This is a genomic window from Streptomyces roseofulvus (assembly GCF_039534915.1).
GTDB classification, from domain to species: domain Bacteria; phylum Actinomycetota; class Actinomycetes; order Streptomycetales; family Streptomycetaceae; genus Streptomyces; species Streptomyces roseofulvus.
Genome location: NZ_BAAAWE010000001.1, coordinates 7,628,355 through 7,650,823, shown reverse-complemented (window position 1 = coordinate 7,650,823; position 22,469 = coordinate 7,628,355). Strand labels below are relative to the sequence as shown.

At 75.6% G+C, this 22,469-nt stretch carries 22 protein-coding genes; 9 read left to right on the top strand and 13 right to left on the bottom strand.

The features are described from left to right. Positions 1 to 94: 94 nt before the first annotated feature. On the bottom strand, positions 95 to 1,018 hold the full coding sequence (locus ABFY03_RS35250) for a universal stress protein (protein WP_319012282.1): 924 nt from the start codon (positions 1,016 to 1,018) through the stop codon (positions 95 to 97). Positions 1,019 to 1,159: 141 nt separating this feature from the next. Further along, positions 1,160 to 1,924 (bottom strand): alpha/beta fold hydrolase, encoded by a 765-nt coding sequence (locus ABFY03_RS35245; RefSeq protein ID WP_319012281.1) that lies wholly within the window; start codon positions 1,922 to 1,924, stop codon positions 1,160 to 1,162. A gap of 224 nt (positions 1,925 to 2,148) precedes the next feature. On the opposite strand from ABFY03_RS35245, the gene ABFY03_RS35240 reads away from it, so the two are divergent. Both ABFY03_RS35240 and ABFY03_RS35235 read left to right on the top strand, forming a co-directional pair. Further along, a complete protein-coding gene (locus ABFY03_RS35240; protein ID WP_319012280.1) occupies positions 2,149 to 4,659 on the top strand; it encodes a SpoIIE family protein phosphatase in 2,511 nt (836 codons plus the stop codon). Between the two features lie 141 nt (positions 4,660 to 4,800). Then, on the top strand, positions 4,801 to 5,055 hold the full coding sequence (locus tag ABFY03_RS35235; RefSeq protein WP_319012279.1) for a type B 50S ribosomal protein L31: 255 nt from the start codon (positions 4,801 to 4,803) through the stop codon (positions 5,053 to 5,055). An 85-nt stretch (positions 5,056 to 5,140) separates the two neighbouring features. Here the strand turns inward: ABFY03_RS35235 and ABFY03_RS35230 are convergent, their stop codons facing one another. The 4 genes from ABFY03_RS35230 to ABFY03_RS35215 form a co-directional block, all read right to left on the bottom strand. Continuing rightward, positions 5,141 to 5,632 (bottom strand): peptidylprolyl isomerase, encoded by a 492-nt coding sequence (locus tag ABFY03_RS35230; RefSeq protein ID WP_319012278.1) that lies wholly within the window; start codon positions 5,630 to 5,632, stop codon positions 5,141 to 5,143. Between the two features lie 119 nt (positions 5,633 to 5,751). Continuing rightward, positions 5,752 to 5,970, bottom strand: a complete 219-nt coding sequence (locus ABFY03_RS35225; RefSeq protein WP_319012277.1) for a hypothetical protein — start codon at positions 5,968 to 5,970, stop codon at positions 5,752 to 5,754. Between the two features lie 123 nt (positions 5,971 to 6,093). Next, positions 6,094 to 6,957: a YhjD/YihY/BrkB family envelope integrity protein gene (locus ABFY03_RS35220; protein ID WP_319012276.1), complete on the bottom strand. Its 864-nt coding sequence runs from the start codon at positions 6,955 to 6,957 to the stop codon at positions 6,094 to 6,096. A gap of 63 nt (positions 6,958 to 7,020) precedes the next feature. Further along, positions 7,021 to 7,491, bottom strand: coding sequence for a winged helix-turn-helix transcriptional regulator (locus tag ABFY03_RS35215; protein ID WP_319012275.1), 471 nt, complete (start codon positions 7,489 to 7,491; stop codon positions 7,021 to 7,023). 115 nt (positions 7,492 to 7,606) lie between these two features. Here ABFY03_RS35215 and ABFY03_RS35210 point away from each other — a divergent pair, with 115 nt between their 5' ends. Continuing rightward, the gene (locus ABFY03_RS35210; RefSeq protein ID WP_319012274.1) at positions 7,607 to 8,125 is read left to right on the top strand and encodes a PaaI family thioesterase; all 519 of its coding nucleotides are present in this window, start codon (positions 7,607 to 7,609) and stop codon (positions 8,123 to 8,125) included. 21 nt (positions 8,126 to 8,146) lie between these two features. Here ABFY03_RS35210 and ABFY03_RS35205 read toward each other — a convergent pair whose 3' ends face one another. Continuing rightward, on the bottom strand, positions 8,147 to 8,512 hold the full coding sequence (locus ABFY03_RS35205) for a luciferase domain-containing protein (RefSeq protein WP_319012273.1): 366 nt from the start codon (positions 8,510 to 8,512) through the stop codon (positions 8,147 to 8,149). 150 nt (positions 8,513 to 8,662) lie between these two features. Beyond that, complete coding sequence (locus ABFY03_RS35200) at positions 8,663 to 9,787, bottom strand: PP2C family protein-serine/threonine phosphatase (RefSeq protein ID WP_346171889.1); 1,125 nt, start codon at positions 9,785 to 9,787, stop codon at positions 8,663 to 8,665. A gap of 188 nt (positions 9,788 to 9,975) precedes the next feature. Here ABFY03_RS35200 and ABFY03_RS35195 point away from each other — a divergent pair, with 188 nt between their 5' ends. The 3 genes from ABFY03_RS35195 (at position 9,976) to ABFY03_RS35185 (ending at position 12,902) form a co-directional block, all read left to right on the top strand. Continuing rightward, positions 9,976 to 10,845, top strand: coding sequence for an AAA family ATPase (locus ABFY03_RS35195; RefSeq protein WP_319012271.1), 870 nt, complete (start codon positions 9,976 to 9,978; stop codon positions 10,843 to 10,845). Beyond that, the gene (locus ABFY03_RS35190; protein WP_346171888.1) at positions 10,842 to 12,239 is read left to right on the top strand and encodes a VWA domain-containing protein; all 1,398 of its coding nucleotides are present in this window, start codon (positions 10,842 to 10,844) and stop codon (positions 12,237 to 12,239) included. Before ABFY03_RS35195 ends, ABFY03_RS35190 begins: the two co-directional genes overlap by 4 nt. Positions 12,240 to 12,314: 75 nt before the next feature. After that, positions 12,315 to 12,902: a nucleosidase gene (locus ABFY03_RS35185; RefSeq protein WP_346171887.1), complete on the top strand. Its 588-nt coding sequence runs from the start codon at positions 12,315 to 12,317 to the stop codon at positions 12,900 to 12,902. 57 nt (positions 12,903 to 12,959) lie between these two features. Here the strand turns inward: ABFY03_RS35185 and ABFY03_RS35180 are convergent, their stop codons facing one another. The 4 genes from ABFY03_RS35180 to ABFY03_RS35165 form a co-directional block, all read right to left on the bottom strand. Then, positions 12,960 to 14,840 carry a CocE/NonD family hydrolase C-terminal non-catalytic domain-containing protein gene (locus ABFY03_RS35180; protein ID WP_346171886.1) on the bottom strand — a complete coding sequence of 627 codons (1,881 nt, stop codon included), beginning with the start codon at positions 14,838 to 14,840 and terminating at the stop codon, positions 12,960 to 12,962. Positions 14,841 to 15,022: 182 nt separating this feature from the next. Beyond that, positions 15,023 to 16,162: a PP2C family protein-serine/threonine phosphatase gene (locus ABFY03_RS35175; protein WP_346171885.1), complete on the bottom strand. Its 1,140-nt coding sequence runs from the start codon at positions 16,160 to 16,162 to the stop codon at positions 15,023 to 15,025. Between the two features lies 1 nt (position 16,163). After that, a complete protein-coding gene (locus tag ABFY03_RS35170) occupies positions 16,164 to 17,597 on the bottom strand; it encodes an MFS transporter (RefSeq protein WP_346171884.1) in 1,434 nt (477 codons plus the stop codon). Continuing rightward, entirely contained in the window at positions 17,594 to 18,274 is a 681-nt protein-coding gene (locus ABFY03_RS35165; protein ID WP_346171883.1) for a TetR/AcrR family transcriptional regulator, read from the bottom strand. The genes ABFY03_RS35170 and ABFY03_RS35165 overlap by 4 nt, the downstream gene beginning before the upstream one ends. 292 nt (positions 18,275 to 18,566) lie before the next feature. Between ABFY03_RS35165 and ABFY03_RS35160 the strand changes: the two genes are divergently transcribed. The 3 genes from ABFY03_RS35160 to ABFY03_RS35150 all read left to right on the top strand — a co-directional run bounded on the left by ABFY03_RS35160 (position 18,567) and on the right by ABFY03_RS35150 (position 21,035). Then, positions 18,567 to 19,151 (top strand): TMEM165/GDT1 family protein, encoded by a 585-nt coding sequence (locus ABFY03_RS35160; protein ID WP_319012264.1) that lies wholly within the window; start codon positions 18,567 to 18,569, stop codon positions 19,149 to 19,151. A 155-nt stretch (positions 19,152 to 19,306) separates the two neighbouring features. Beyond that, a complete protein-coding gene (locus tag ABFY03_RS35155) occupies positions 19,307 to 20,662 on the top strand; it encodes a M20 metallopeptidase family protein (protein WP_346171882.1) in 1,356 nt (451 codons plus the stop codon). 52 nt (positions 20,663 to 20,714) lie between these two features. Continuing rightward, positions 20,715 to 21,035 carry a cupin domain-containing protein gene (locus ABFY03_RS35150; protein WP_319012262.1) on the top strand — a complete coding sequence of 107 codons (321 nt, stop codon included), beginning with the start codon at positions 20,715 to 20,717 and terminating at the stop codon, positions 21,033 to 21,035. 99 nt (positions 21,036 to 21,134) lie between these two features. Here the strand turns inward: ABFY03_RS35150 and ABFY03_RS35145 are convergent, their stop codons facing one another. Continuing rightward, on the bottom strand, positions 21,135 to 22,469 hold the full coding sequence (locus ABFY03_RS35145) for a L,D-transpeptidase (RefSeq protein WP_346171881.1): 1,335 nt from the start codon (positions 22,467 to 22,469) through the stop codon (positions 21,135 to 21,137).

Here is a 22,469-nt window from a genome sequence, read left to right as displayed (position 1 = left end):
GAGGACCGTCAGGCCCGGCCCGTACCTCCAGGGTCCCACCTGCCGCCCGGCCGGACCCGGGGCACCGCGGACCCGACGACGTCCGGGGTCCGCCTCAGCCCGCCGTGTTCCGCACGACCGCGACGGGGCAGCGGGCGTGGTGGAGCAGCGCCTGGCTCACGGAGCCGAGCAGCAGGCCGGCGAAGCCGCCGCGGCCCCGCGCACCCATGACGACCAGCTGGGCGCCCTCGCTCTCCCCCAGCAGCACCTCGCGGGGGCTGCCGCGCAGCAGCCGGGGCTCCGCCTTCGTCTCCGGGTGGCGCGCGGCGGCCCGGGCCAGCGCCGCGTCGAGGACGCGGCCGGCCTCCGCGTGCACCTCCTCGACGCTCTGGAAGAGCGGGGTGAGGTCCGCCGGCCCGGAACTGGGAGCCCAGGCGTGGACGGCGACGAGCTCCGCGCCCCGCGCCCGCGCCTCCGCGAAGGCGAAGTCGACCGCCGCGTCGGAGTCCGGGGAGCCGTCGACCGCGAGGACGACCGGACCCTCCGGCTCCTCCCGGCCGCGCACCACCAGGACGGGGCACTCGGCGTGCGCGGCGAGGTGGACGGCGACCGAGCCGAGCATCACGGCGCCGAAGGCCCCGGTGCCCCGGCTGCCGACGACCACCAGGTCCGCGCCCCGGGCCCGGGTGGCGAGGACCACCAGCGGTTCGCCGGAGATCAGCTCGCCGGAGACCTCCGTGCCGGGGGCGACCGCCCGGGCCCGGGCCACCGCCGTGTCCAGCACGATCTGCGCCTGCCGCCGCAGCCCGCTCTCGGTGGGCCCGTACAGGGAGGGCTCCAGGTCGACGCGGAAGAGCGGCCAGATGAAGGCGTGCGCCACGACCAGCCGCAGTCCGCGCTGCCCGGCCTCCCGCGCCGCCGCCTCCACGGCCCGGAGCGCCGACGGCGAGCCGTCCGTCCCGACGAGGACGAACGGCCCGCCGTCCGCCCCGGCGGGTCCGTTCCGCTCCGTCGTCGCCCGTTCCTCGCTGCGCCCCATCGCTTGCTCCGTCCTTCCGGTGGTGTTCCGCCGCTCGCGGCCGGCCTCGTGGTCGAGTACACCCGTCGACTGCCCGCCGGACCGGGCGCCACGCGGGCCGGAAGTCCCGCGCGGCCCCGCGAAAGGTCCCTTCGGACGGGGTCAGGCGGCGAGGAACGCCTCGATGGCCCGGGCCAGGTCCTTCGGCGCCTCCTCCGGCGGGTAGTGTCCGGCGTCCGCCAGGACCTCCATGCGGGCGTTGGGGTACCAGCGCAGCCAGGTCGCCTCCATCGCCTCCGCGCCGAGCGCCGGGTCGTGCGCGCCGACGACGAGCAGCACGGGCGTGGGGTTGTCGCGGACCCGCTCGTGGAAGTCGGCGCCGGACCAGGAGTCCAGATAGGCGCGGAAGGCGGCGGCGGAGGAGCGGCTCGTCGAACGGTCGACGACCGCGTCCAGCCACGGGCCGGCGTGCCGGCCGCCGGTGGTGTGGTCGATGATCACCCGGCGCAGCGCCGGGTCGTCGGCGGCCCCGGCGAACAGCTGCCGGCTCTCCTCGTCGAGGGGGAAGCCGGAGGCGGCGACGGGCGCGATGCCGACGATCGAGCGGACCCGGTCCGGCGCGTCGAGGAGCATCAGCTGGGCGGCCTTGCCGCCCATGGAGTGGCCGATGACGGAGAAGGAGTCCCAGCCGAGGTCGTCGGCGACGGCCAGCGCGTCCGCGGCGACCTCCTCCATGGTGAAGTCCCCTTCGGTGTCGCGGGCCTCGCCGTAGCCGCGGCAGTCGACGAAGGCGTAGCTGCCCGCCGAGGCGTCGAGGTGCGCGCGCAGCGGGTCGAAGGTGCTGCGGTCGCCGAACCAGTTGTGGAGGACGAGGGCCCTCCCGGGGCCGTCGCCGTGGACGTCGTACGGAAGGACCCGGCCGGTCATGGTGCCCCCTGCGCGCGAGGTGGTGACGAGGTTGGTGGTGCCCTCCGCCGCGGATGACGGGCGGTGGACGACGACCGAGTGTGACGGTCCGGAAGCGCGCGGTCAACAGGGGCGGGGCCGTCGGGGCGACGTCCGCACGGGCGCGTGGGCGCGTCCGGCGGATGCGCGCCCTCCCCGCGCGCGTGGACCCCGGCTCGCGGCGGCGCCGGTTCCCTTCCGCCGGGATGCGGCGGGTTTCACGGCGGGCGCATGCTGGCTGTGTGACCCCGCACGCCCCGCCCCCCGGCGCGCCGACGCAGGCCCTGACGCAGGCGCTGGCGGAGGCGGCGACGGATGCCGTCGAGGCGGTCGGCGGCTACGCCGGCGGGGTGTACCTGCGGTCCGGTACGGAGGGGCTGCTGCGGCTCTCGGTCCTCGCGGGCCTGCCGGGCGAGCTGTTCCGGCCCTGGTCGCGGATGCACACCAACCGCCCGTTCCCGGTCGCCGAGGTGCACCGCTCCGGGCAGCCGGTGCACCTGGCGGACGTCGAGGAGTCGATGCGGCGGTTCCCGCAGCTGGTGGCGAGCCTGCCCTTCCCGTTCGCGTCGCTGTACGCCCCGGTGGTGGCCGGCCGGGAGCGGTTCGGGGTCCTGGTGGTGCTGCGGCCGCCGACGCCCGGGCTGCCGGTGGGCGCGCGGGACCGGGAGCGGATGACCCGGGCCGGGCTGCGCCTCGGTGAGGTCCTGGCGGATCTCGTCGCGGGCGGGACGCCGGTGCGGTGGCCGGGCGAACCGATCTGCGTCCAGCTGCCGTCGGGCGCCGTGCCGCCGGTGCGGTTCGGCTCCTTCGACTGGGACCTGGCGGCGGGGACCGTCACCATGGACGACGGGCTGCGGGCCATCCTCGGCGTCGCGGACGCCTCCCCGCTGCCGATCGAGGCGCTCACCTCCCGGCTGGAGCCGGAGGACGGCTACGCGCTGTGGGCGGCGGCCCGCCGGACGGGCTCCGCGGACGGCGGTGGCTCGGTGCGGCGGCTGCGGCTGAAGGGGCCGGACGGCGGACTGCACCTGCTGGAGGTGTCGGCGCGCTCGCGGTTCGTCGGCGCGGACGGGCACGGGCATCTGACCGGCGCCCTGGTCGACCTGGGCACGGGGCTGATCGGCTCGGACGCCACCGACCGGCTGCCGCGCGCCATCCTGGCCGTCGACCGGCTCGGCCGGATCACCTACGTCAACGAGCGCACCGAGCGACTGCTCGGGCGCCCGCGCGGGGCGCTCGCGGGACGGCCGCTGTGGGAGGCGCTGCCGTGGTTCGCCCACCCGTTCCACGAGGAGCAGCTGAGGGCCGCGCTGCTGTCGTCGGAGCCGGTGCGGTTCCTGGCCCGCCCCGAGCAGGGCCGGTGGCTGTCGGTGTCGCTGCACCCCGGCCGGGACGGCGTGACCATGGTGCTGGTCCCGGAGGAGGCCCCGGAACCGGACGCGGTCCCGGCGCCGGAGCCCTCGCCGCGGGCCGGTGACGGGCTCGGCTCCGAGGGCACCCGCGGGTCGTCGCTGTACCGTCCGGTGGCGCTGGCGATCGCGCTCACGGAGGCGGTGACGGCGCGGCAGGTGTCGGCGGTGGTCACCGAGGAGCTGCTGCCGGCGTTCGGCGGGCGGCAGCTGGCGATCTACCTGCTCAGCGACCGGCGGCTCTATCTGGCGTGGGAGACGGGGTTCCCGCCGGGTTTCCTCGACCCCTTCGACGGGGTCGCGCTGGACGCCCGGGTGCCCGGGGTGGACGCGCTGACGAGCGGCCGGGCGCTGTTCTTCGAGTCCATGGAGACGCTGCGCCGGACCTATCCGGAGCTGCCTTTGGACGCGGAGACGGGCGCGCGGGCGTTCCTGCCGCTGATCGCCTCGGGCCGGCCGGTCGGTTCCTGCATCCTCGGCTTCGACCGGCCGCGCGACTTCGACGCGGAGGAGCGGGCGGTGCTCACCGCGCTGGCGGGGCTGATCGCCCAGGCGCTGGAGCGGGCGCAGCGGTACGACTCCGAGGCCGCGGTCGCGCGCGGGCTCCAGGACGCGCTGCTCCCTCACCGGCTGCCGGTGCGGGAGGGCGTCGAGACGGTGGGCCGCTATCTGCCCGGGACGCAGGGCATGGACGTGGGCGGTGACTGGTACGACGTGGTGGAGACGGCCCGGGGCGAGCTGGCGCTGGTCATCGGGGACGTGCAGGGGCACGGGGTCGCGGCGGCGGCGACGATGGGCCAGCTGCGGAGCGCGGTGCGGGCGTTCGCGCTGAGCGGGCTGCCGCCGCAGGACGTGGTGCGGGGCACCAACCGGCTGCTCATCGACCTGGACCCGGGGCAGTTCGCGAGCTGCTGCTACGTGGTCCTGGACGCGCGGACGGGGGACGCGCGGGCGGTGCGGGCGGGTCATCCGCAGCCGCTGCTGCGGCAGCCGGACGGGACGGCGGAGCTGGTCGACATCGCGGGCGGGGTGGTGCTGGGCGTCGACGGGCGCGCCGCGTATCCGGAGACGCGGCTGAGGCTGGCCGAGGGCGCCGTCCTGGCGCTGTTCACGGACGGGCTGGTGGAGCGGCCGGGCGCGGACATCGACGACGGGGTGGAGCGGCTGCGCCGGACGCTGGCGTCGACGGGTTCGCTGCCGCTGGCGGAGGCGGCGGACCGGCTGATGCACGAGGCGGTGCGGGCCTCGGACCGGCCGGACGACATCGCCCTGCTGCTGGCGGCCCGCTGGCCGCGGCGGGGCGGGTAGGCGGGGTGCCGGGGCTCACCCGGTCGGGTCAGCGGCGCTGGTCGGTGCGGGCGGGCCCGGCGAGGCTGGGGAGGGTCCGTGCCGTTCGGGCCGGACAGGACGGGGTGGCCGTGCGACGGCCGCCCGAGGCGAGGAGGTCCCGTGCAGCAGGACAAGCAGCCCGACTACCGGCCCGTGGTCTTCCGTGACCGCTCGGCGGGGTACGCGTTCCTGACGCGGTCGACCGCGACGAGCGAGCAGACCATCGAGTGGGACGACGGCGAGACGTATCCGGTGATCGACGTCGAGATCTCGTCGGAGAGCCACCCGTTCTACACGGGCAAGGCGCGGACCGTGGACACGGAGGGGCGCATCGCCAAGTTCGAGCGGCGGTACGGCGAGGGCGAGGGCGGCTGAGGCCGTCGCCGACAGGCCGGGGCGGTGGAGTGGTGTCCGGTGGACGCCGCTCCACCCGCCCCGTGCCGTAGGGGGCCGGTCGGTCCTAGACGGTGCCGGACTTGCTGATCGTGATCTTGGCGCTGGTGGCGCCGGAGCGGGAGCCGAGGGCCTCGATCTTCTTGACCAGGTCCTGGCCCTCGACGACCTCGCCGAAGACGACGTGCTTGCCGTCCAGCCAGTCGGTGACGATCGTGGTGATGAAGAACTGGGAACCGTTGGTGTTCGGGCCCGCGTTCGCCATCGAGAGCAGGAACGGCTTGTCGTGCTTGAGCTTGAAGTTCTCGTCCTCGAACTTCGCGCCGTAGATGCTCTTGCCGCCGGTGCCGTTGCCGGCGGTGAAGTCGCCGCCCTGCAGCATGAAGGCGGGGATGACGCGGTGGAACGAGGAGCCCTCGTAGCCGAAGCCGTGCTGGCCGGTGGCGAGCTCGCGGAAGTTCTGCGCCGTCTTCGGGACGACGTCGTCGTACAGCTTGAAGACGATCCGGCCGGCCGGCTCGTCGTTGATGGTGATGTCGAAGAAAACGTTGTTGCTCATGGGGACATCCTGTCATTACCCGCGCACCGGGCGCGCACGGGCCGCCTCTCGGCGGGTCATGACGCGCCGGTGCCCCGCGCCGGAAGGGGCGCGGGGCACCGGAGGCGAGGGGGCCGGGGTCAGCGGAGGCCCTGGGCGGAGCCGTCGGCGACGGTGTCCTCCACGGTCGTGACGGTCTCGTGGACGACGGAGGCGGCGCCGTCCTCCTGGAGGAGTCCGGTGGCCCCGCCGACACCCAGCGGGTTCTCCGCGGCGCTGGCCTGCGGCGGCGGCGTGACGAGGGCGGTGACGACGCCTGCGGCGAGGGAGGCGATGGCGAGCATGCTGCGCTTCTTCATGCCCTGGTCAACTGCCGGGACGGGAAAAGGGTTACGGCCCGACCACCAGTCCGTCGGCGACCGCGTCCCTCGCTTCGTGAGTCCGTCAGCTCGGGGCGACCGGCCCTGCAGCGCCGGGGCGGGTCAGGCGCGGCCGGTGCGGACGAGACGGCGGCGGAGGCGGGTCTCGTGGACGAGGCGGCCGACGAGGGCGCTGCCGTAGACGACGAAGCCGACGCCGACGAGCCAGGACTGGAGGACCAGGACGGTGCCGAACTGGCCGTAGGTGACGGCGTTGGAGGCGATCAGCGGGGAGAAGACGAGCTGGGAGAAGATCCGCAGCCCGAGGAGGCCCAGGGCGGTGAGGACGGCGCCGGGCAGGAGGGCGCGCCAGCGGATGCGGCCGCACAGGAGGAAGCGCTGGGACCACCAGAAGAAGAGGAAGGTGCCGACGAGGTCGCCGAGGGCGACGAGCACGGTGAGGGCGGCGGAGGCGTGTTCGGGGGCGGGGAAGGCGACGAAGAGGAGGAGGGCGGCGACGAGGACGGCGAGCCAGACGATGTGGCGCCACATGGTGTGCCAGCGGGCGGTGGGCAGGTCCCAGGCGCGTTCGTAGCCGGTCTGGACGGCGGAGCCAAAGGTGACGCCGAAGGCGGCCAGGGCGGCGAGGCCGAAGGCGGTGGTGCGCTGGAGGGCCTGACCGGGCTGGCCGAAGAGGAGTTCGACCTCTTCCTGGGAGACCTCGGTGACGCCGAGGCCCTGGATCAGCCAGCGGGCGAAGCCCTGGCCGCGGGAGAGGTCCGCGGCGGCCACCACGATGAGGAGGGGGACGAGGGTGAGGAGGCTGAGGGCGGCGAAGCCCATGGCGCGGTGCATGAGTTCCATGGCGCGGCCCCGGTTCCAGGCGAGCCCCACGGGTGACGCGAGCAGGCGGGCGTGCCAGCGCCGGAGCAGGTGCGCGTGTTCGTGCGGCGGCTGGTCGCGCGGCGTACCGGGGGTGGGGGGCATGTCTGGTCCGGTACCCGCCGGAGGGCCGGGTTCCGCAGCGATGCGGCCGAACGGGTGGGGCTGTCAGGGCAGGCGGCGGGCGCCGGGGCCCGGGGTCACGGTGACCTCGCGGGCGGTGAGGACCTCGGCGTCGTCGCCGGCGCACTGGACGACGACCCGGACGGGGGCTCCGCAGGCGGTGTGGCGGATGTCGAGGGCGGGGCCCTCGGGGTCGCCGGTGTGGGTGTCGCCCCACTGTTTGAGGGCGAGCAGCACGGGCCAGAGGTCGATGCCCTTGGGGGTGAGCCGGTACTCGTGGCGGGTGCGGGTGCCGGGCTCCCGGTAGGGGACGCTGCGGAGCACCCCGGCGGCGACGAGTTTGCGGAGCCGGTCGGCGAGGACGGCCTCGGAGAGGCCCAGGTGGCGGCGGAAGTCGTCGTACCGGCGGACGCCGTTGAAGGCGTCGCGCAGGATGAGCAGGCTCCACTTCTCGCCCACGAGGTCCAGGGTGCGGCGGACCGAGCAGTTCTCGGTGTCCGTCTCCAGCCACTTCATCGTCACACTCTAGCCAGCTGGCTGCGTCATTGACAGTCAGCCGACACGAGGTCTAGCTTCGCGGTACAGAGCCAGCCCTCGGGTCGGCGACGGGGAACGACGGAGCGGAGTGGTCATGGGCAGGTCGCGGACGGTCGAGTGGGAGGACGCCGGAGCCACGGCACGGGCGGCGGCGTCCATGGCGGGGCTGGACTTCCTGCGCGAGATGATCGCGGGCCGGCTGCCGGGCCCGCCGATCGCGGCGCTCCTGGGGTTCTCGCTGGAGGAGGTCGAGGACGGGCGGGCGGTCTTCGTCCTGGAGCCCGGCGAGGAGCACTACAACCCGATCGGCAGCGTGCACGGCGGCGTCTACGCCACGCTGCTCGACTCTGCGGCGGGGTGCGCGGTGCACACCACGCTGCCGCTGGGGACCGCGTACACCTCGCTCGACCTGCAGACCCGCTTCCTGCGGCCGATCACGATGGACACGGGCAAGGTGCGGGCCGTCGGCACGGTCATCTCGCGGGGGCGGCGCACCGCGCTCGCGGAGGCGGGCCTGTACGACGCGGAGGACCGTCTCCTCGCGCACGCCACCAGCACCTGCATGCTCTTCCCGGTTCCCGGCCGGGAGACGGGCGACGGCGCTCGCGCCTGAGCCCCGCCCGCGCCCGTCCGGTCAGTGCCTGCCCACCACCGGGCGGGCGCGGGTGCACCGGTCGGGGGCCGCGTCGGGAGACGCGGTGGCCTGGAGGGCCGCGCTGACCAGGGTGGCGAGCAGGTCGATGTCGGAACCCGCGTCGAGCCGGACCGTCACCCAGCCGGAGCCGGCCCGGAGCCGTACGGCGGTCGAGTTCTGGAGCGCGGGCCGCAGCCGGGCGACCATCGCGCGGGTGAGATGGACGTCGGCCTCGTGCTCGCCGTGGAAGTGGACGATCTCCTCCGTCGCCGTCCCGAGGCCGAGTTCGGCACCGCAGTGCGCACGGCCACGGATCAGCGAGGGCCAGCTCATCAGACGTTCACTGGCATGCCTGGCCGTGTTCATACGAGGAGCGTGCCGGGCCGCGGGTCCCGGCACAAGCGTCCTGGCGAAAGAATCCCGTCGAGGCCGGAAACCGACGTCCACGGAGGGCGAGATGACGACATGTCACCACCCTGGGTGGGACGGAAGGAGCGCTGTGTCACCGGCGGCGGTTCAGCCCGCCGGACGGACCCGGACGCGCGCCGCGAGGACGGCGACGTCGTCCTCCGCGTGATGCGCGTCGAGCCGGCCGAGGACCTCGTCGACGACCCGTTCGGGTCCGGGTTCCGGCGGCAGCCGCAGCCCGGCCAGCCGGGCCAGCGAGGCGTCGATGTCCTCGCCCCGGCGCTCCACCAGTCCGTCGGTGAAGAGCAGCAGGGTGTCGCCCTGCCCGAGGACGCGGGTGGCCGGCTCGTATCCGCCGACACCGGTGCCGAGCGGCGGACCGACGGGCAGGTCCACCAGCTCGGCCGAGCCGTCCGGACCGAAGACCGCGGGCGGGAGGTGGCCGGCGCTGGCGAAGGTGGCGGTGCCGCGCCCGGGGTCGACCCGGACCAGCAGACAGGTCGCGGGGCGGCGGGCGCCGTCCTCCGCGACGACCGCGTCCAGATGGCGCAGCACCCGGTGCGGCGGGAGGTCGGTGGCGGCCACCTCACGGAGCGCCGAGCGGTAGGCGTTCATGTCGACGGCCGCTTCGAGCCCGTGGCCCATGACGTCGCCGACGACGAGCAGGCTGCGGCCGAAGTGGAGCCGTACCGTCTCGAACCAGTCGCCGCCGACCAGGGTGCGCGGCCCGGCCGGCAGATAGCGGCCCGCGATCTCCAGGTTGGGGTGGGGCCGGCCAGGCTCCGCGACGAGGGCCCGCTGGAGGTGGAGGGCGACGTCCTCGGTGGCGGCGAGCCGCCGGGCGTGCCGGATGTGGCGGGCCGCGAGACGCGCCGCCTGCCGCAGCACCACCAGGTCGTCGTCGCCGTACGGGGGCGCGGCCCGGGTGAGGGTGACGGTGCCCAGCGGGCGCTCGCGGTCCACGGCGAGCGGGACGGTGAGCGCGGTACGGGCCGCCGGGGCGGCGGCGGTCGGGGCGGCGTCCGGCGGGGTGCGGTCGCCCTTGCCCGGTGTCAGCTCGATCGTCGCGGTGCCGCCGGGGTGGCGTGCGAGGAAGGCGATGAGCTCGCGGCAGGTCACGGTCTCGTCGAGGGTGGTGCCGATCAGGCCGATGGCCGCCTCCAGAGCGGCCGGCAGGCGCCGCTCGGCCGCGCCCCGCTCCGCGCTCTCCGTGCTCCCCCTGTTCTCCGCCACGACACCTCCACCGCCGTGCGGCCACCGGGCGGGCGGCGGCCGCCCGCTCACCCCCATTGCACCAGCGGGAGCCGTCCCGCGCGCGGCGCGCGCCGGCGCGGAAACGGTTGTGCGGGGATGCGGGATCTGATCGAGTACGACCAGAGGCTACCGGCCGGTACGACACTTCGCTCCCTGGGGGGACTGCCATGACGAACGGGTTCTTCGGCTCCGTCGACGAGGTCGCCGAGCGGCTCGCCGCGACCGGATATCTGGCCTCCCCCGCCATCGCGACCACGGTCTTCCTCGCCGACCGGCTGGGCAAGCCGCTCCTCGTCGAGGGCCCCGCGGGCGTCGGCAAGACGCAGCTGGCCAAGGCCGTCACCGAGGCGACCGGCGCCCGGCTCGTCCGGCTCCAGTGCTACGAGGGCGTCGACGAGTCCCGGGCGCTGTACGAGTGGAACCACGCCAAGCAGCTGCTGCGGATCACGGCCGGGCGCGGCGAGTCCTGGGACGAGACCCGCACCGACATCTTCAGCGAGGAGTTCCTGCTGGCCCGGCCGCTGCTGACGGCGATCCGGTCCGAGGAGCCGACCGTGCTGCTGGTCGACGAGACCGACAAGGCCGACGTCGAGGTGGAGGGCCTGCTCCTGGAGGTGCTCGGCGACTTCCAGGTCACCGTGCCCGAGCTCGGCACCCTCACGGCCGCCCGGCGCCCCTTCACCGTCCTCACCTCCAACGCGAGCCGCGAGCTGTCCGAGGCGCTGCGGCGGCGCTGCCTCTTCCTGCACATCGGCTTCCCGGAGGAGGAGCTGGAGCGCCGGATCGTCACGCTCAAGGTCCCCGGCCTCGACGCGGCCCTCGCCGCCTCGGTCGTCCGGACCGTGGGGGCGCTGCGCGCCATGGACCTGCGGAAGGTCCCCTCGGTCTCGGAGACGATCGACTGGGCGCGGACGCTGCTCGCGCTCGGCGCGGAGCGGCTGGACGAGCGGGTGGTCCGGGAGACCCTCGGCGTCCTGCTCAAGCACCAGGACGACATCGTGCGGGCCGGGGCCAAGCTCGACCTGGACGCGGTGTGAACGCCGACGGCGCCGCCCCGGCGGCCTCCGACGGGCCCGTCGCACGGCTGACCGGGCTGGTGGCGGCGCTGCGCGACCACGGCTTCGGGATCGGCACCGGCGAGACCGTCGACGCCGGGCTCGCCCTCGAAGCGGTCGGGTTCGCCGACCGGGAGCGGATGCGGGAGGCCCTCGCCGCGACCCTGCTGCACGGCGAGCGGCAGCGCCCCGTCTTCGACCGGGTCTTCGACCTGTACTTCCCCGCGCTCGTCACCGACCCCGGGCAGCCCGCACAGGAGCCGGGTGACGCCGCCAGCCTGGCCGGGCTGCGGACGCGGATCGCGGAGGCGCTCGCCGTCGGCGACACCGCCCTCCTGGACCGGCTGGCGGCCGAGGCGGTCGCCGGATTCGGCGGCTACGGCTCCGGGCCCGGGACCGACGGCTGGTCCTCGTACCAGACGCTCTCCCGGCTCCGCCCCGAGACCCTGCTGGCCCGGGTGCGCGCGGCTCGCACCGCGGACGGCGGCGAGCCGGACTTCGCCGACCGGCTGCTCGACGACGAGATCCGGCGGGCGATCGAGGGCTTCCGCGAGCGAGTGCGGACCGAGGCACGGCGGCGGGTCGCCGACCGGCAGGGCCGCGACGAGGTGGCCCGGCGGGCCGTGGCCGGGACGGCGGACCGGGTGGACTTCCTGCTGGCCGGCCGCGAGCAGCTGGACGAGCTGCGCCGCACGGTGCGGCCGCTGGCGCGGAAGCTGGCCACCCGGCTCGCGGCCCGCAGGCGCCGGGCCGCGCGCGGCGAGATCGATCTGCGCAGGACCCTCAGGGCCTCGCTGTCCACCGGCGGCGTCCCGGTGCGGCCGGTACTGCGCCGGCGCCGCCCCGGCCGCCCGGAGCTGGTGCTGCTGTGCGACGTCTCCGGGTCGGTGGCCGGCTTCGCGCAGTTCACGATGTCGCTGGTGCAGGCCCTGCACGACCAGTTCAGCCGGGTCCGGGTCTTCGCCTTCGTCAACCGGGTCGACGAGGTCACCGGCCTCCTCGCGCGGGGTGCGGCGGACCCGGCGGGGCTCGGCGAACGGATCCTCGCGGAGGCCCGGCTGACCGGTTGGCACGGCCAGAGCGACTACGGGACGGCGCTGGACGAGTTCGTCGAGCGGTACGCGGACGCGCTCGGCCCCCGCACGGTCGTCTTCGTCCTCGGCGACGCCCGCACCAACCAGGCCGACCCCCGGACGGAGCCCCTGCGGCTGATCGCGGAGCGCGCCCGACGGGTGCACTGGCTCAACCCCGAGCAGCAGGCCCTGTGGGGCACGGGCGACTCGGTGGCCCCGCTCTACGCGGAGCTGGTCGACATGTGGCCCTGCCGCAACGCCCGCCGGCTCGGCGAGCTCGTCGGACGCCTGCTCCCGGTCTGACGCGCGACCGCCCCCGGGACCGGCCTCCCCGGCCCTGGCTGTACGGTCCCGGGGCGGGGAATTAGCGTGGGGTCCATGGAACTCCTGGGAGACATCACCCCCGACCGTCCGCTGCTCGTCCTCGCCGTCAAGGAGGAGGCGCAGTTCTTCGACACCTCCCTGCCCGTGCTCCTCACCGGGATGGGCAAGGTGAACGCGGCGACCGCGCTCGCCACGGTCCTGGCCCGCGGCCCGCGGCCCTCGGGCGTCGTCAACCTCGGCACCGCCGGCGCCCTGCGCCCCGAGTGGACGGGCACGCACGTCGTCGGCACGGTCCTCCAGCACGACCTGGACGGCGAACTCCTGGCGACGCTGACCGGTGAGACGTACGGGGCTCCGATCGCGCTCCCCGACGGCGGCGACGTGGTGCTCGCCACCGGGGACGCGTTCATCTCCGACGAGGCCGCCCGTGCGCGGCTCGCCGAGCGGGCGCCGCTGGTCGACATGGAGGGCTACGCCCTGGCCGCCGCCGCGGAACGGGCCGGGGTGCCGCTGCGGATCGTGAAGCACGTGAGCGACGAGGCCGGCGAAGGCGCCGACCGCACCTGGCGCGACTCGGTCGCCGCCTGCTCGCGCGAGCTGGCCGACTGGGCGGCGGCGCACGTCCCGGGGTACCGCGCCTGACCGGAGCCGCGCCCGGCCGGCGCGGCCTCCCCCGACTCGGGCGCGGCCCGGTCCGGCTCAGCCGAGGGGCAGTTCCAGGAAGGACGCGGCCCCGGGCGGCGAGCCCAGCTCGGTCTGCGTCCAGGTGACGGAGGCGTCCCCGTACAGCGGGTCCTTGCTGTCGACGACGAGCATCAGACGGTGGCCGGCGGGGACGTCGTACGCGGCGGCCTGGAGGTTCCACGTGACGGTGGTGTCCTGGTCGGCCGTCAGGTCGTAGGCGTTCAGCGGCTCGTGGGTGATGATGTGCGCCGTGCCGTCCTCCGCCACGTCGAAGAGATGGGCGACGAGCCCGGCCGTGGTGACGGTGGAGCGGACCGTGAGGCGGAGCCGGGGGATGCCGCGGACACGCCGGCCGACGGGGCCGCCGTCGGCCGGGACGAGGGGTTCGGTGGTCCAGGCGAGGGCGTGCCGCCGGTCGATCTTGTGGGTGTCGTAGGTCTTGGGGTCGCCCTTCCACTCGGCCTGGCCGGTGCGGAGCAGTTCGCCCATCGCGGTGGCCTCGGTGTCGACGCCGGCGAGGAAGGTGCGGCGCCAGCCGGTGGTCTCCGCGTCCGCGTCCGCCGGGACGAGCCGGCCGTCGGTGCCGCCCGCACCCTCGCCGGTGAGGCCCAGGACCTCGTGGCCGACGGTGACGTCGCCCCAGGTGGGACGGGACTCGCGGACGGCCGGTTCGACGATCCGCCGGGCGCCGGTAGGACGGCCGGTGACCGGGTCGAGGGCGGGCTCGGTGACGTAGGTGAACATCACCTGGCCGCAGACCTCGTCCCAGTCCTCCACGCCGTTCCGCTCGCCCTTCAGGTGGTGGTCGAGCCAGGCGTACGCCTCGTCGAGCACCGGGTCGGGCGTGCCGGGCGAGGTGCCGAGCAGTCCGGCGCCCTCGGGGGCGGCGTGGTCGCCGATCCAGAGGTTGAGCCGCTTGGGGACGCGGAGCCGGTCGAAGGTGTCGACGGTCTGGTTGACCGCGAAGAGGCTCTCGTGCCAGGTGTGCGAGTAGAAGGTGGGGGTGCCGTGGTCGTCGGTGAGGTCCGCGTACGTCCGCGGTGAGCGCCGCTCGCCCCAGCGGACGACGGCGTCGAGGTTCCGGTCGTTGAGGAAGTCGTCGAGGATCCGCCGGTTCTCGTCGTCGAACTTCTCCTCCACGGGTCCGCCGGTGAAGCCGATGAGCGCCTTCACCGCGGCGAGGTGGCGGGTGCGGTTCTCGTAGAGGCTGGCGGCGAGGTCGCCCCAGGTGCTGAGGGCGACGACGGCGGCGACGCGTTCGTCGTGGGCGGCGACGAGCTGGCTGATGCCGGAGCCGTAGGACTCGCCCAGGAAGCCGATGGCGGAGGGGGCGAAGCGTTCGACGCCGAAGTCGACGAGGGTCGAGCCGTCGGCCACGTCGAGCGGACCGGCCACGTCGACGTACCCCTCCGAGGTGGTGGGGAGGCCGGGGATGCCGAGGCCGCGCGGGGTGTAGGCGAGGACGTGGTGGCCGCGCAGGGCCAGGGCGAGATAGGCGCCGGGGAACAGGCCCCAGCCGAAGGGGGTCCAGCCGGAGGGGACGACGACGAGGGGGTGCGGACCGGGGGCCAGCTGCCGGAGGCTGAAGGCGGAGAGGCGGTGGCCGTCGGAGGTCTCGACGCGGTGGTACCCGGGCAGGGCGAGGCCGCGCACCAGGTCGATCCGCTCGGCGAGCGCCCCGGGCAGCTGTCCCTCGGGGAGCGGCCCGTCGGCGAGGAGGGCGGTGACGACGGTCTGGCCGAACCGGACGGCCTCCGGGTGGACCGTGCCGCCGGAGGCCCAGAGGCCGTCGGCCGCGACGCGTTCCGTGTCGGCCTCGGTGAGGGTGGTCCTGAGCCCGGGGAATCCCGGGAACTCCTCGGACGAGCCGTCGGTGGTGGCGTGGGGCTGGGGCACGTGCACCCGTTCCTCTCGACTGGGGTGTGACCGTCCGTCATGCGGACGCACGCAAGCCTCACGTATCGGGAAGGGAGCGGCCAGAGCGCACGAAGGGCGCATGGATCACGCAACGGGGCGGTAACGACCCAGGCCGCCTCGAAGTCGACGTTTGGGAGCGGACGGAACCGTTCCGGACGCGGTCAGCGGGGGCCTGCCGCCGGTGCCGCGGCCCCTCCGGTGCGGGCGATCACCAGGGCGGCGACGTCGTCGTCCAGTCCGTCGGCGCCGTAGGCGGCGAGGTCCTGGTGGAGCAGTTCGGGGATCCGGTCGGAGGGGGCGTCGGACCAGAGGCGGGCGCGCTCCTCCAGCGGGTAGAAGACGCCGTCGCGGTCGCGGGTCTCGCTGACGCCATCGGTGTACAGCAGCAACCGGTCCCCGGGTCCGAGGGGGAACTCCTCCACGTGGTGGCGGGAGTCGGCGAGGCCGGCCAGGTTGAGGGGCAGCGAGGGCTCGGCGACCTCGATCGTGGCGATGCGGGAGCCGTGCTGGAGGAGCGGGGCGGGGTGGCCGCAGTTGAGGAGGCGGCCGGTGTCGCCGCCGTCGGGGAGTTCGACGAGGACGACGGTGGCGAAGCGTTCGGCGGCGTCCGAGTCGGGGTCCCAGGCGGCGTAGCGGGCCAGGCCCTCGTCGAGCCGGTCGGCGAGGGCGGGGAGGTCGGGGGCGTCGTAGGCGGTGGAGCGGAAGGCACCGAGGAGGACGGAGGCGGTCTCGACGGCCCCGAGGCCCTTGCCCTGGACGTCGCCGAGCATGATCCGTACGGCGCCGGGGATCTGCACGGCCTCGTAGAAGTCGCCGCCGATCCGGGCCTTGGCCGCGGCGGCGACGTACAGCAGGTGGAGGTCGACGGGGCCGAGGCGGGGCGGGAGCGGGCGGAGCACGACCCGCTGCACGACGTCGGCGACGGCGGTGACCTCGGCGAGGTCCCGCACGTAGCGGCTGCGGACCGCGCTCACCCAGGCAGAGGCGGCGGTGATGCTGAGGATGAGGCCCTCGCTGGCGAGGAGCTCCTCCGCGGCGGGTTCGCCGCGGCCCACGACGAGCAGCGCCCGCAGCGCCATCGCGACGACACCGATGCCGATGGTGCCGTACACGCTCCAGGTGGCGGCCGCGAGCGCGGGGACGGTGAACAGGAGCCGGTCGACGCGCTCCGAGTCGGGCGTGACCAGGTCCACGACGACGACCACGGCCATGACCAGGACGGGCAGGGCGCGGCCGAGGTTGAACTGGGTCCGCTTCGCGGCGGCGGGTCGGGGCCGGGGCCGGGGGCCGGCTGCGTGCATTTCATGATCGTACGCAGAACGGGCGGCGGGAGCGGCGTGCGGCGGGCTGGCGTGTCCCGCGCCCCGGACCCCCGGATCCCGCCGCGGGGAGGGCGAGGGCGGCCGGCAGGGTGAGGGCGGCGACGAGCGCGAGGGCCGGGAGCGCGGCGCCGTGCGCGGGGACGAACCCGCCGCCGGGGACGAGGGCGAGGAGCAGGGCGGCCAGGGCCAAGCCGAGGGCGGGTCCGGTGTTCATCGCGGTCTGCTGGAGCCCGCCGGCGACCCCGGCGTGCGCCTCGGGCGCGTGCCGGACGATCGCGGCGGTCGCGGTGACCATCAGGGTGACGAACCCGGCGCCGAGGAGCGCCGCGCCCGCGCCGGTCGCCACGGCTCCGGCGTCGGCGTCGAGCCGGGCCAGCACCAGGACGCCCGTGGTGAGGAGCAGCCCGCCGGTGAGGGCCGCGCCCCGGGGGCCGAGGCGGCGCTGGAGGAGCGGGCAGCAGGCGGCGCCGAGCACCATCAGGACGGCGAGCGGCAGGAAGCGGAGGCCGGCGGCCAGCGGGTCGAGGTGCTGGACGTCCTGGAGGAAGTACGTGGTGACGAAGAGGGTGCCGGAGAGGGCCGCGGAGGCGGCCAGCAGCGCGCCGAGCCCGGCGGCCACCGGGCGGCCCGCGAGCAGCGCGGGCGGCAGCAGCGGGTGCGGGGCGCGCCGCTCGTGGCGGACGAGGGCGAGGGCGGCGGCCGCCGATCCGGCGAGGGCGACGGCGGCCCGACCGGCCGCGCCGGGGTGCGGGAGGGTGACGAGCCCGTGGACGAGGAGGCCGAGCGCGCCGGCGAGCAGGAGGGCGCCGAGGGGATCGCCGCCGGCACGCGCGCGTGCGGGCGCGGGGCGACGGGGGGCGCGGACGGTGAGGGCGAGGAGGCCGACGGCGAGCGTCGGCGGCACGCCGAGCAGGAAGACGGAGCGCCAGCCGTACGCGGAGACCAGGGCGCCGCCGAGGAGCGGGCCGGCCGCGGCGGCGAGCCCGATGGCGCCGGTGCGCACGGCGATGGGGGTGGTGAGCCGGTCCGGCGGGTAGGCGGTGCGGAGCATGCCGAGGGTGGCGGGCTGGAGCAGCGCCCCGCAGGCGCCCTGGACGATCCGGAGGAGGACGACGGCGCCGATGCCGGGGGCCAGCGCGATCGCGGCCGACGCGGCGGCGAAGCCGAGGGAGCCGGCGGCGAAGACCCGGTGGTGGCCGTGGCGGTCGCCGAGCCGCCCGGCGAGGACGAGGAGGCTCGCGACGGCGACGAGGTAGCCGGTGCTGGTCCACTGGACCTGGGCGACACCGGCGTGCAGGCCGCGCTGGAGGGCGGGCTGGGCGAGCGTCAGGACGGTGCCGTCGAGGGCGACGACGGCGGCCCCGGTGACGCTGCAGGCGAGGGTGCGGCGGCGGGCGCCGGGAGCGCCGCTCATCGCGCGGGCCCGGCCGGGCCGAGGTGCGCGTCGAGGGTGGCGCGGACGAGGGGTGCGGGGTCGTCGGAGCCGGTGGCCAGGGCGAGGCTGCCCCAGTGGCCGAGCTGGGCGAGGCCGTGGAGGTTCGCCCAGAGCGCGCCGGCGGCGGTGACGGGATCGACTCCGGTGGCGGCGGCGGGGCGGAGTTCGGCGACGACGCCGGTGAGCCGGGCGAACAGCGGCAGGCTCGTCTCCCGCAGCCCCAGGCGGCCGCTCTCCAGCAGGTCGTGGCGGAACATCAGCTCGTACATGCCGCGGCGCTCCGCGGCGTACGCGAGGTAGACGCGGGCGAGGATCTCGGCCCGCGCCCGGGGCCCGGCGTCGGTGCGGTCCGCCTCGGCGACGCGGGCGGCGAGTTCGGCGAATCCCTCGCGGGCGATGGCCGAGAGCAGGTCGAGGTGGGTCGGGAACCAGCGGCGGGGCGCGCCGTGGGAGACGCCGGCCCGGCGGGCGATCTCGCGGAGGGTGAGGGCCTGGGCACCCTCGGCGTCGACGAGGGCGACGCCCGCCCTGACGAGCCGTTCGCGCAGCCCGCCGCGATCGCCCGCGGTCGCGTGGGCGTCCGCGGCGGCCCTCGCGTCGGCGCCGTGACCGTCGACCGGAGCGTCAGGGTGATCCTGAGGTGCAGGGTAAGACATAGACACTGTCTACCACGGCGCGTAGACAGTGTCTACGCGCCGGGTGACCCATCGGCTACACTGGGGGACAGCGAAGGGGAGTAGCCCTGCGAACCGGTCGTCGACACACTGGAACCCCCGGGTTCCCGGTGACCGGGTCCGCGCACGACGCGGACGGGCGAGACCTTCGGCCAGGCATCACCGCGTCCACACTCCGTGGGCGTGGTCCGTCATGCCGGGCCGAGTGGTCCTCCCGTCGCCCACCGAGGTGCCGTGCGGAGCCACGGGCCCGGACCGAGCAGAGAGCGCCGGTATGCACCTCGACCCCTTGGCGATCGTCACCGCCTTCGGGCTCATCTTCCTCGCCGAGCTTCCCGACAAGACGATGTTCGCGTCGCTCGCCATGGGCACGCGCATGCGTCCCCTCTACGTGTGGTTCGGCACCTCCGCGGCCTTCGCGGTGCACGTCGCCATCGCCGTCGGCGCCGGCAGCCTCCTCGGGCTGCTCCCCGGCTGGATCGTCAAGCTCGTCTCCGCGCTGATGTTCGGCTTCGGCGCCTTCGTCCTGCTGCGCGCCGGGGGCGACGACGACGAGGAGGACACGGCCGGCAAGACGGTCACCGGCTTCTGGCCGGTCTTCTCGACCGCGTTCATGGCCGTCTTCATCAGCGAATGGGGCGACCTGACCCAGATCACCACCGCCAACCTCGCCGCCACCAACGGCACCGCGTCGACCGCGGTCGGCTCCTTCCTGGCGCTCACCTCGGTCTCGGCGCTGGCCCTGGTCGCCGGCCGCTTCATCGCCAAGCGCGTCCCGCTCAAGACCGTCCAGCGCGTCGGCGGCGTCTGCATGGCGGGCCTCGCGATCTGGTCCCTCGTCGAGGTCTTCACCGGCTGACCCGCCCGGCCGCTCCACCCTTCCGGGGGCGTACCCGTGCTCCACGGGTACGCCCCCGGTGCCATGGCCGCCGGGGCGCACCGGTGCGACCATGCGGCCATCGGCCCACGGCCCGTCCCGGACCGAGCCTCGGACACCGCCCCGGAGGGAAGCCCATGACGCACGATCCCGCCGCCACCGACCCCGTCCGACCCGCGCCCATCCCCACCGACCCTGTCCACACCGACCCCGTCCACGCCGAGCTCGACCGGCTGGCCGAGAAGACCGCCGCGCAGGTGATCGCCTGGCGCCGCCACCTCCACCGGCACCCCGAGCTGTCCAACCGGGAGGAGGGCACGGCCCGGCTGATCGCCGGCCATCTGCGCGCCCTGGGGCTCGACGAGGTCCGCACGGGGATCGCCGGACACGGCGTGGTCGGCGTGCTCCGTGGCACGGCCGCCGGGGGCGACGGCCGGGTGGCGGCCCTGCGCGCGGACACCGACGCGCTGCCGGTGAGGGACCTGTGCGGGGAGGACTTCGCCTCGCGGGTGGTGGACGCGGACTACCCCGGCGGCCCGTTCCCCGTCTCCCACGCCTGCGGCCACGACTGCCACACGGCGATGCTGATGGGGGCCGCGACGGTCCTCGCCGGGGTGCGCGACCGGCTGCCGGGCACCGTCGTCCTCGTCTTCCAGCCCGCCGAGGAGGGACCGCCGGTGAACGAGACCGGCGGCGCGCTCGCCATGGTCGAGGCGGGCGCCTTCGTCGACCCGGTGCCGACGATGGCGTTCGGCATGCACGTGACGCCGTACCCGAAGGGGTACGTGGGCTACCGGGTGGGCAACCAGTACGGGGCCTCCGTACTGGTCCGGATCACCCTCACCGGCAGGCAGGTGCACGGCTCCACCCCGTGGCAGGGCGTCGACCCGATGCCGGCCGCCGGGGCGGTGCTCACCGGGATCGGGCAGCTGTACCGCCAGGTGTCGGCCTTCGACCCGGTCACCGTCACCATCGGGCACGTCGAGGACGTCGGGCGCTTCAACATCATCGGCGAGACGGTGACGCTCTGGGGCACCGTCCGCTGCGCCGTGGAGTCCGACATGGCCGAGGTGCGGGACCGGCTCCGGCGGCTCGCCGAGCACTCGGCGGCGGCGTACGGGGCGACGGCCGAGGTGGACTACCTCCAGCCGGTGCCGCCGGTGCACAACGCCGAGCCGTGGGTGACGGCGGCGCTGCCGACCCTGCGGCGGGTCGCGGGCGCGGAGCGGGTCACCGAGACCGGGGCGACCCTCGGCTACGACGACGTCTCCGAGTTCATCGCGCGCTTCGGCGGGCTGTACGTGATGCTCGGCGTCCAGGACGCCGTCCTGGACGCCGACGGGATGCCGGTGCCGGAGGAGGGCGGGCGGGGTCTCGTCACCAACCACCATCCGCGCTTCTACGCCGACGACGACACCCTCGTCACCGGGGTCCGGCTCCACGCGCACGTGGCGTACGACCACCTCAGGGGGGCGCTGCTGCCCGCCGGGTGAGCCGGAGGGCGGCCCGAGTTGCGTCCGCGCGCGCGGCGCGGAGGCTGGGGGTATGAACCTGGACCTCACCGCCCTCGCCGACGAGCACCTGGCCGCCGCCCGCACCGCGCCGCACGGGCGCAGCGCCCATCTGGTCCTCCACGACGGGGTGCTGCGGCAGACCGTGATCGCGCTGAAGGCCGGTACGGCCCTGGACGAGCACACCTCTCCCCCGGCGGCCAGCCTCCAGGTGCTCAGCGGCCGGGTACGGCTGACCGCGCCCGGCTGGACGGACGAACTGGCCACGGGGGTGCTGCGGATGCTCCCCAAGGAGCGCCACGGCCTGACCGCCGTGGACGACTCCGTGGTGCTGCTGACCGCCGTGAACGACTGAGGCCGGGTCGCCGGCACACTCCCTGTCACGGTTCACCGGGCCCTCGGCGTGCTCGTGGGCGCCGGACTCCCGCGCCGGGGGCGGGGGGCTGAGCCGCCGTCAGAGACCGGGCCGCAGCGGGCTTCCGGCGGCGGCCCGGACCGCCGCGGGGCCGAGGGCGCTGCCGCGCAGCCACCCGGGCCAGTCGAGGTTCCAGTCGCCGTAGCCGTTGCCGAACGGCGCCATCGTCTCCCCGTACCCGTTGACGACCCGGACCAGGTCGCCCTCGCGGACCGTGCGGTAGAACCAGTGGGCCGCCTCGGTGGACATCCCGGTGCAGCCGTGGCTCACGTCGGCGCTGCCCTGCGCGTCCACCGACCAGGGGGCGGCGTGCAGGTACTCGCCGCTCCATGTCACCCGGGTGGCCCAGCGGACCTTCAGGTCGTAGAACTCGCGGCTGCCGCGGGCGATGCCGATCGAGTCGCCGCGCATCCGGACCGTCCGCTCCTTGCCGAGGACGACCTTGGTGCCGACCCGGGTGCGGAAGCCGCGCTTGCCGGTGGTGACGGGGATGACGCGGAGCAGCCGGCCGTCCCGGTAGACCCGCATCTCGTGGGCGGCGACGTCGGTGACGGCCTCCACCCGGGCGCCGGTGCTGAAGGTGAGGGGCCGTGACGGGCCGCCGTACAGCCGGTCGGTGACGCGGGCTCCGGCGAGCGCCGAGCGGACCCGGACCGTGGCGCCGGCCGGCCAGTAGGCGCGCGGCCGGTAGTGCAGGGTGTCGGCGTCCACCCAGTGCCAGGCGCCCACCGCGCGCGGCTCGCTGCGCACCTCCAGGGCGCGTTCGACGACCCGGCGGGCGGCCGGGGCGTCGGCCGGGACGGGATGGCTCAGCTCCGCGGTGACCGGCTGGCCCACCCCGTACGTACGGGCTCCGCCGCCGTCTCCGGGGCCGAACGCGACCGTCAGCCGCTCCCCCGCGGGCGCCCTGTCGGTGCGGACGGCGAGCCGCACGACCCGGCGCCGGAGACCGGCCGGGCCGGTGTCCTCCAGGACGAGTCGTGCGGTGTACGCGTCTCCGGCGGGCAGCGCGGCCTCGCTGGTCCAGCGGGTGCCGCCGGTGTCGGTGTGCCCGGCGATCCGGCGCCCGCGGCGGTCGGTGACGGTCACGTCGGCGAGCCGCCCGGGGGTGCGCAGGGCGAGGTCGAGGGGGCCGGTGGCGGCGGCCGGCAGGGTGACGGCGGCACGGCCGTCCAGGGCCAGGGTGGTGCGGGGCACCCGGCAGAGGCCGCCCGCGCCGGCACAGGCGTCGACCGTCACGACGGCGGCCTCCGGGACGTTCGCGGCGTGCGCGCCGCTCGCCGGCGGGGCCTGGCCCGCGGCCGTGGTGACGAGGACGGCCCCGACGGCGAGGGAGAGCGCGCCCCACCCCTGTACGTATCGGCGTGACGGCAC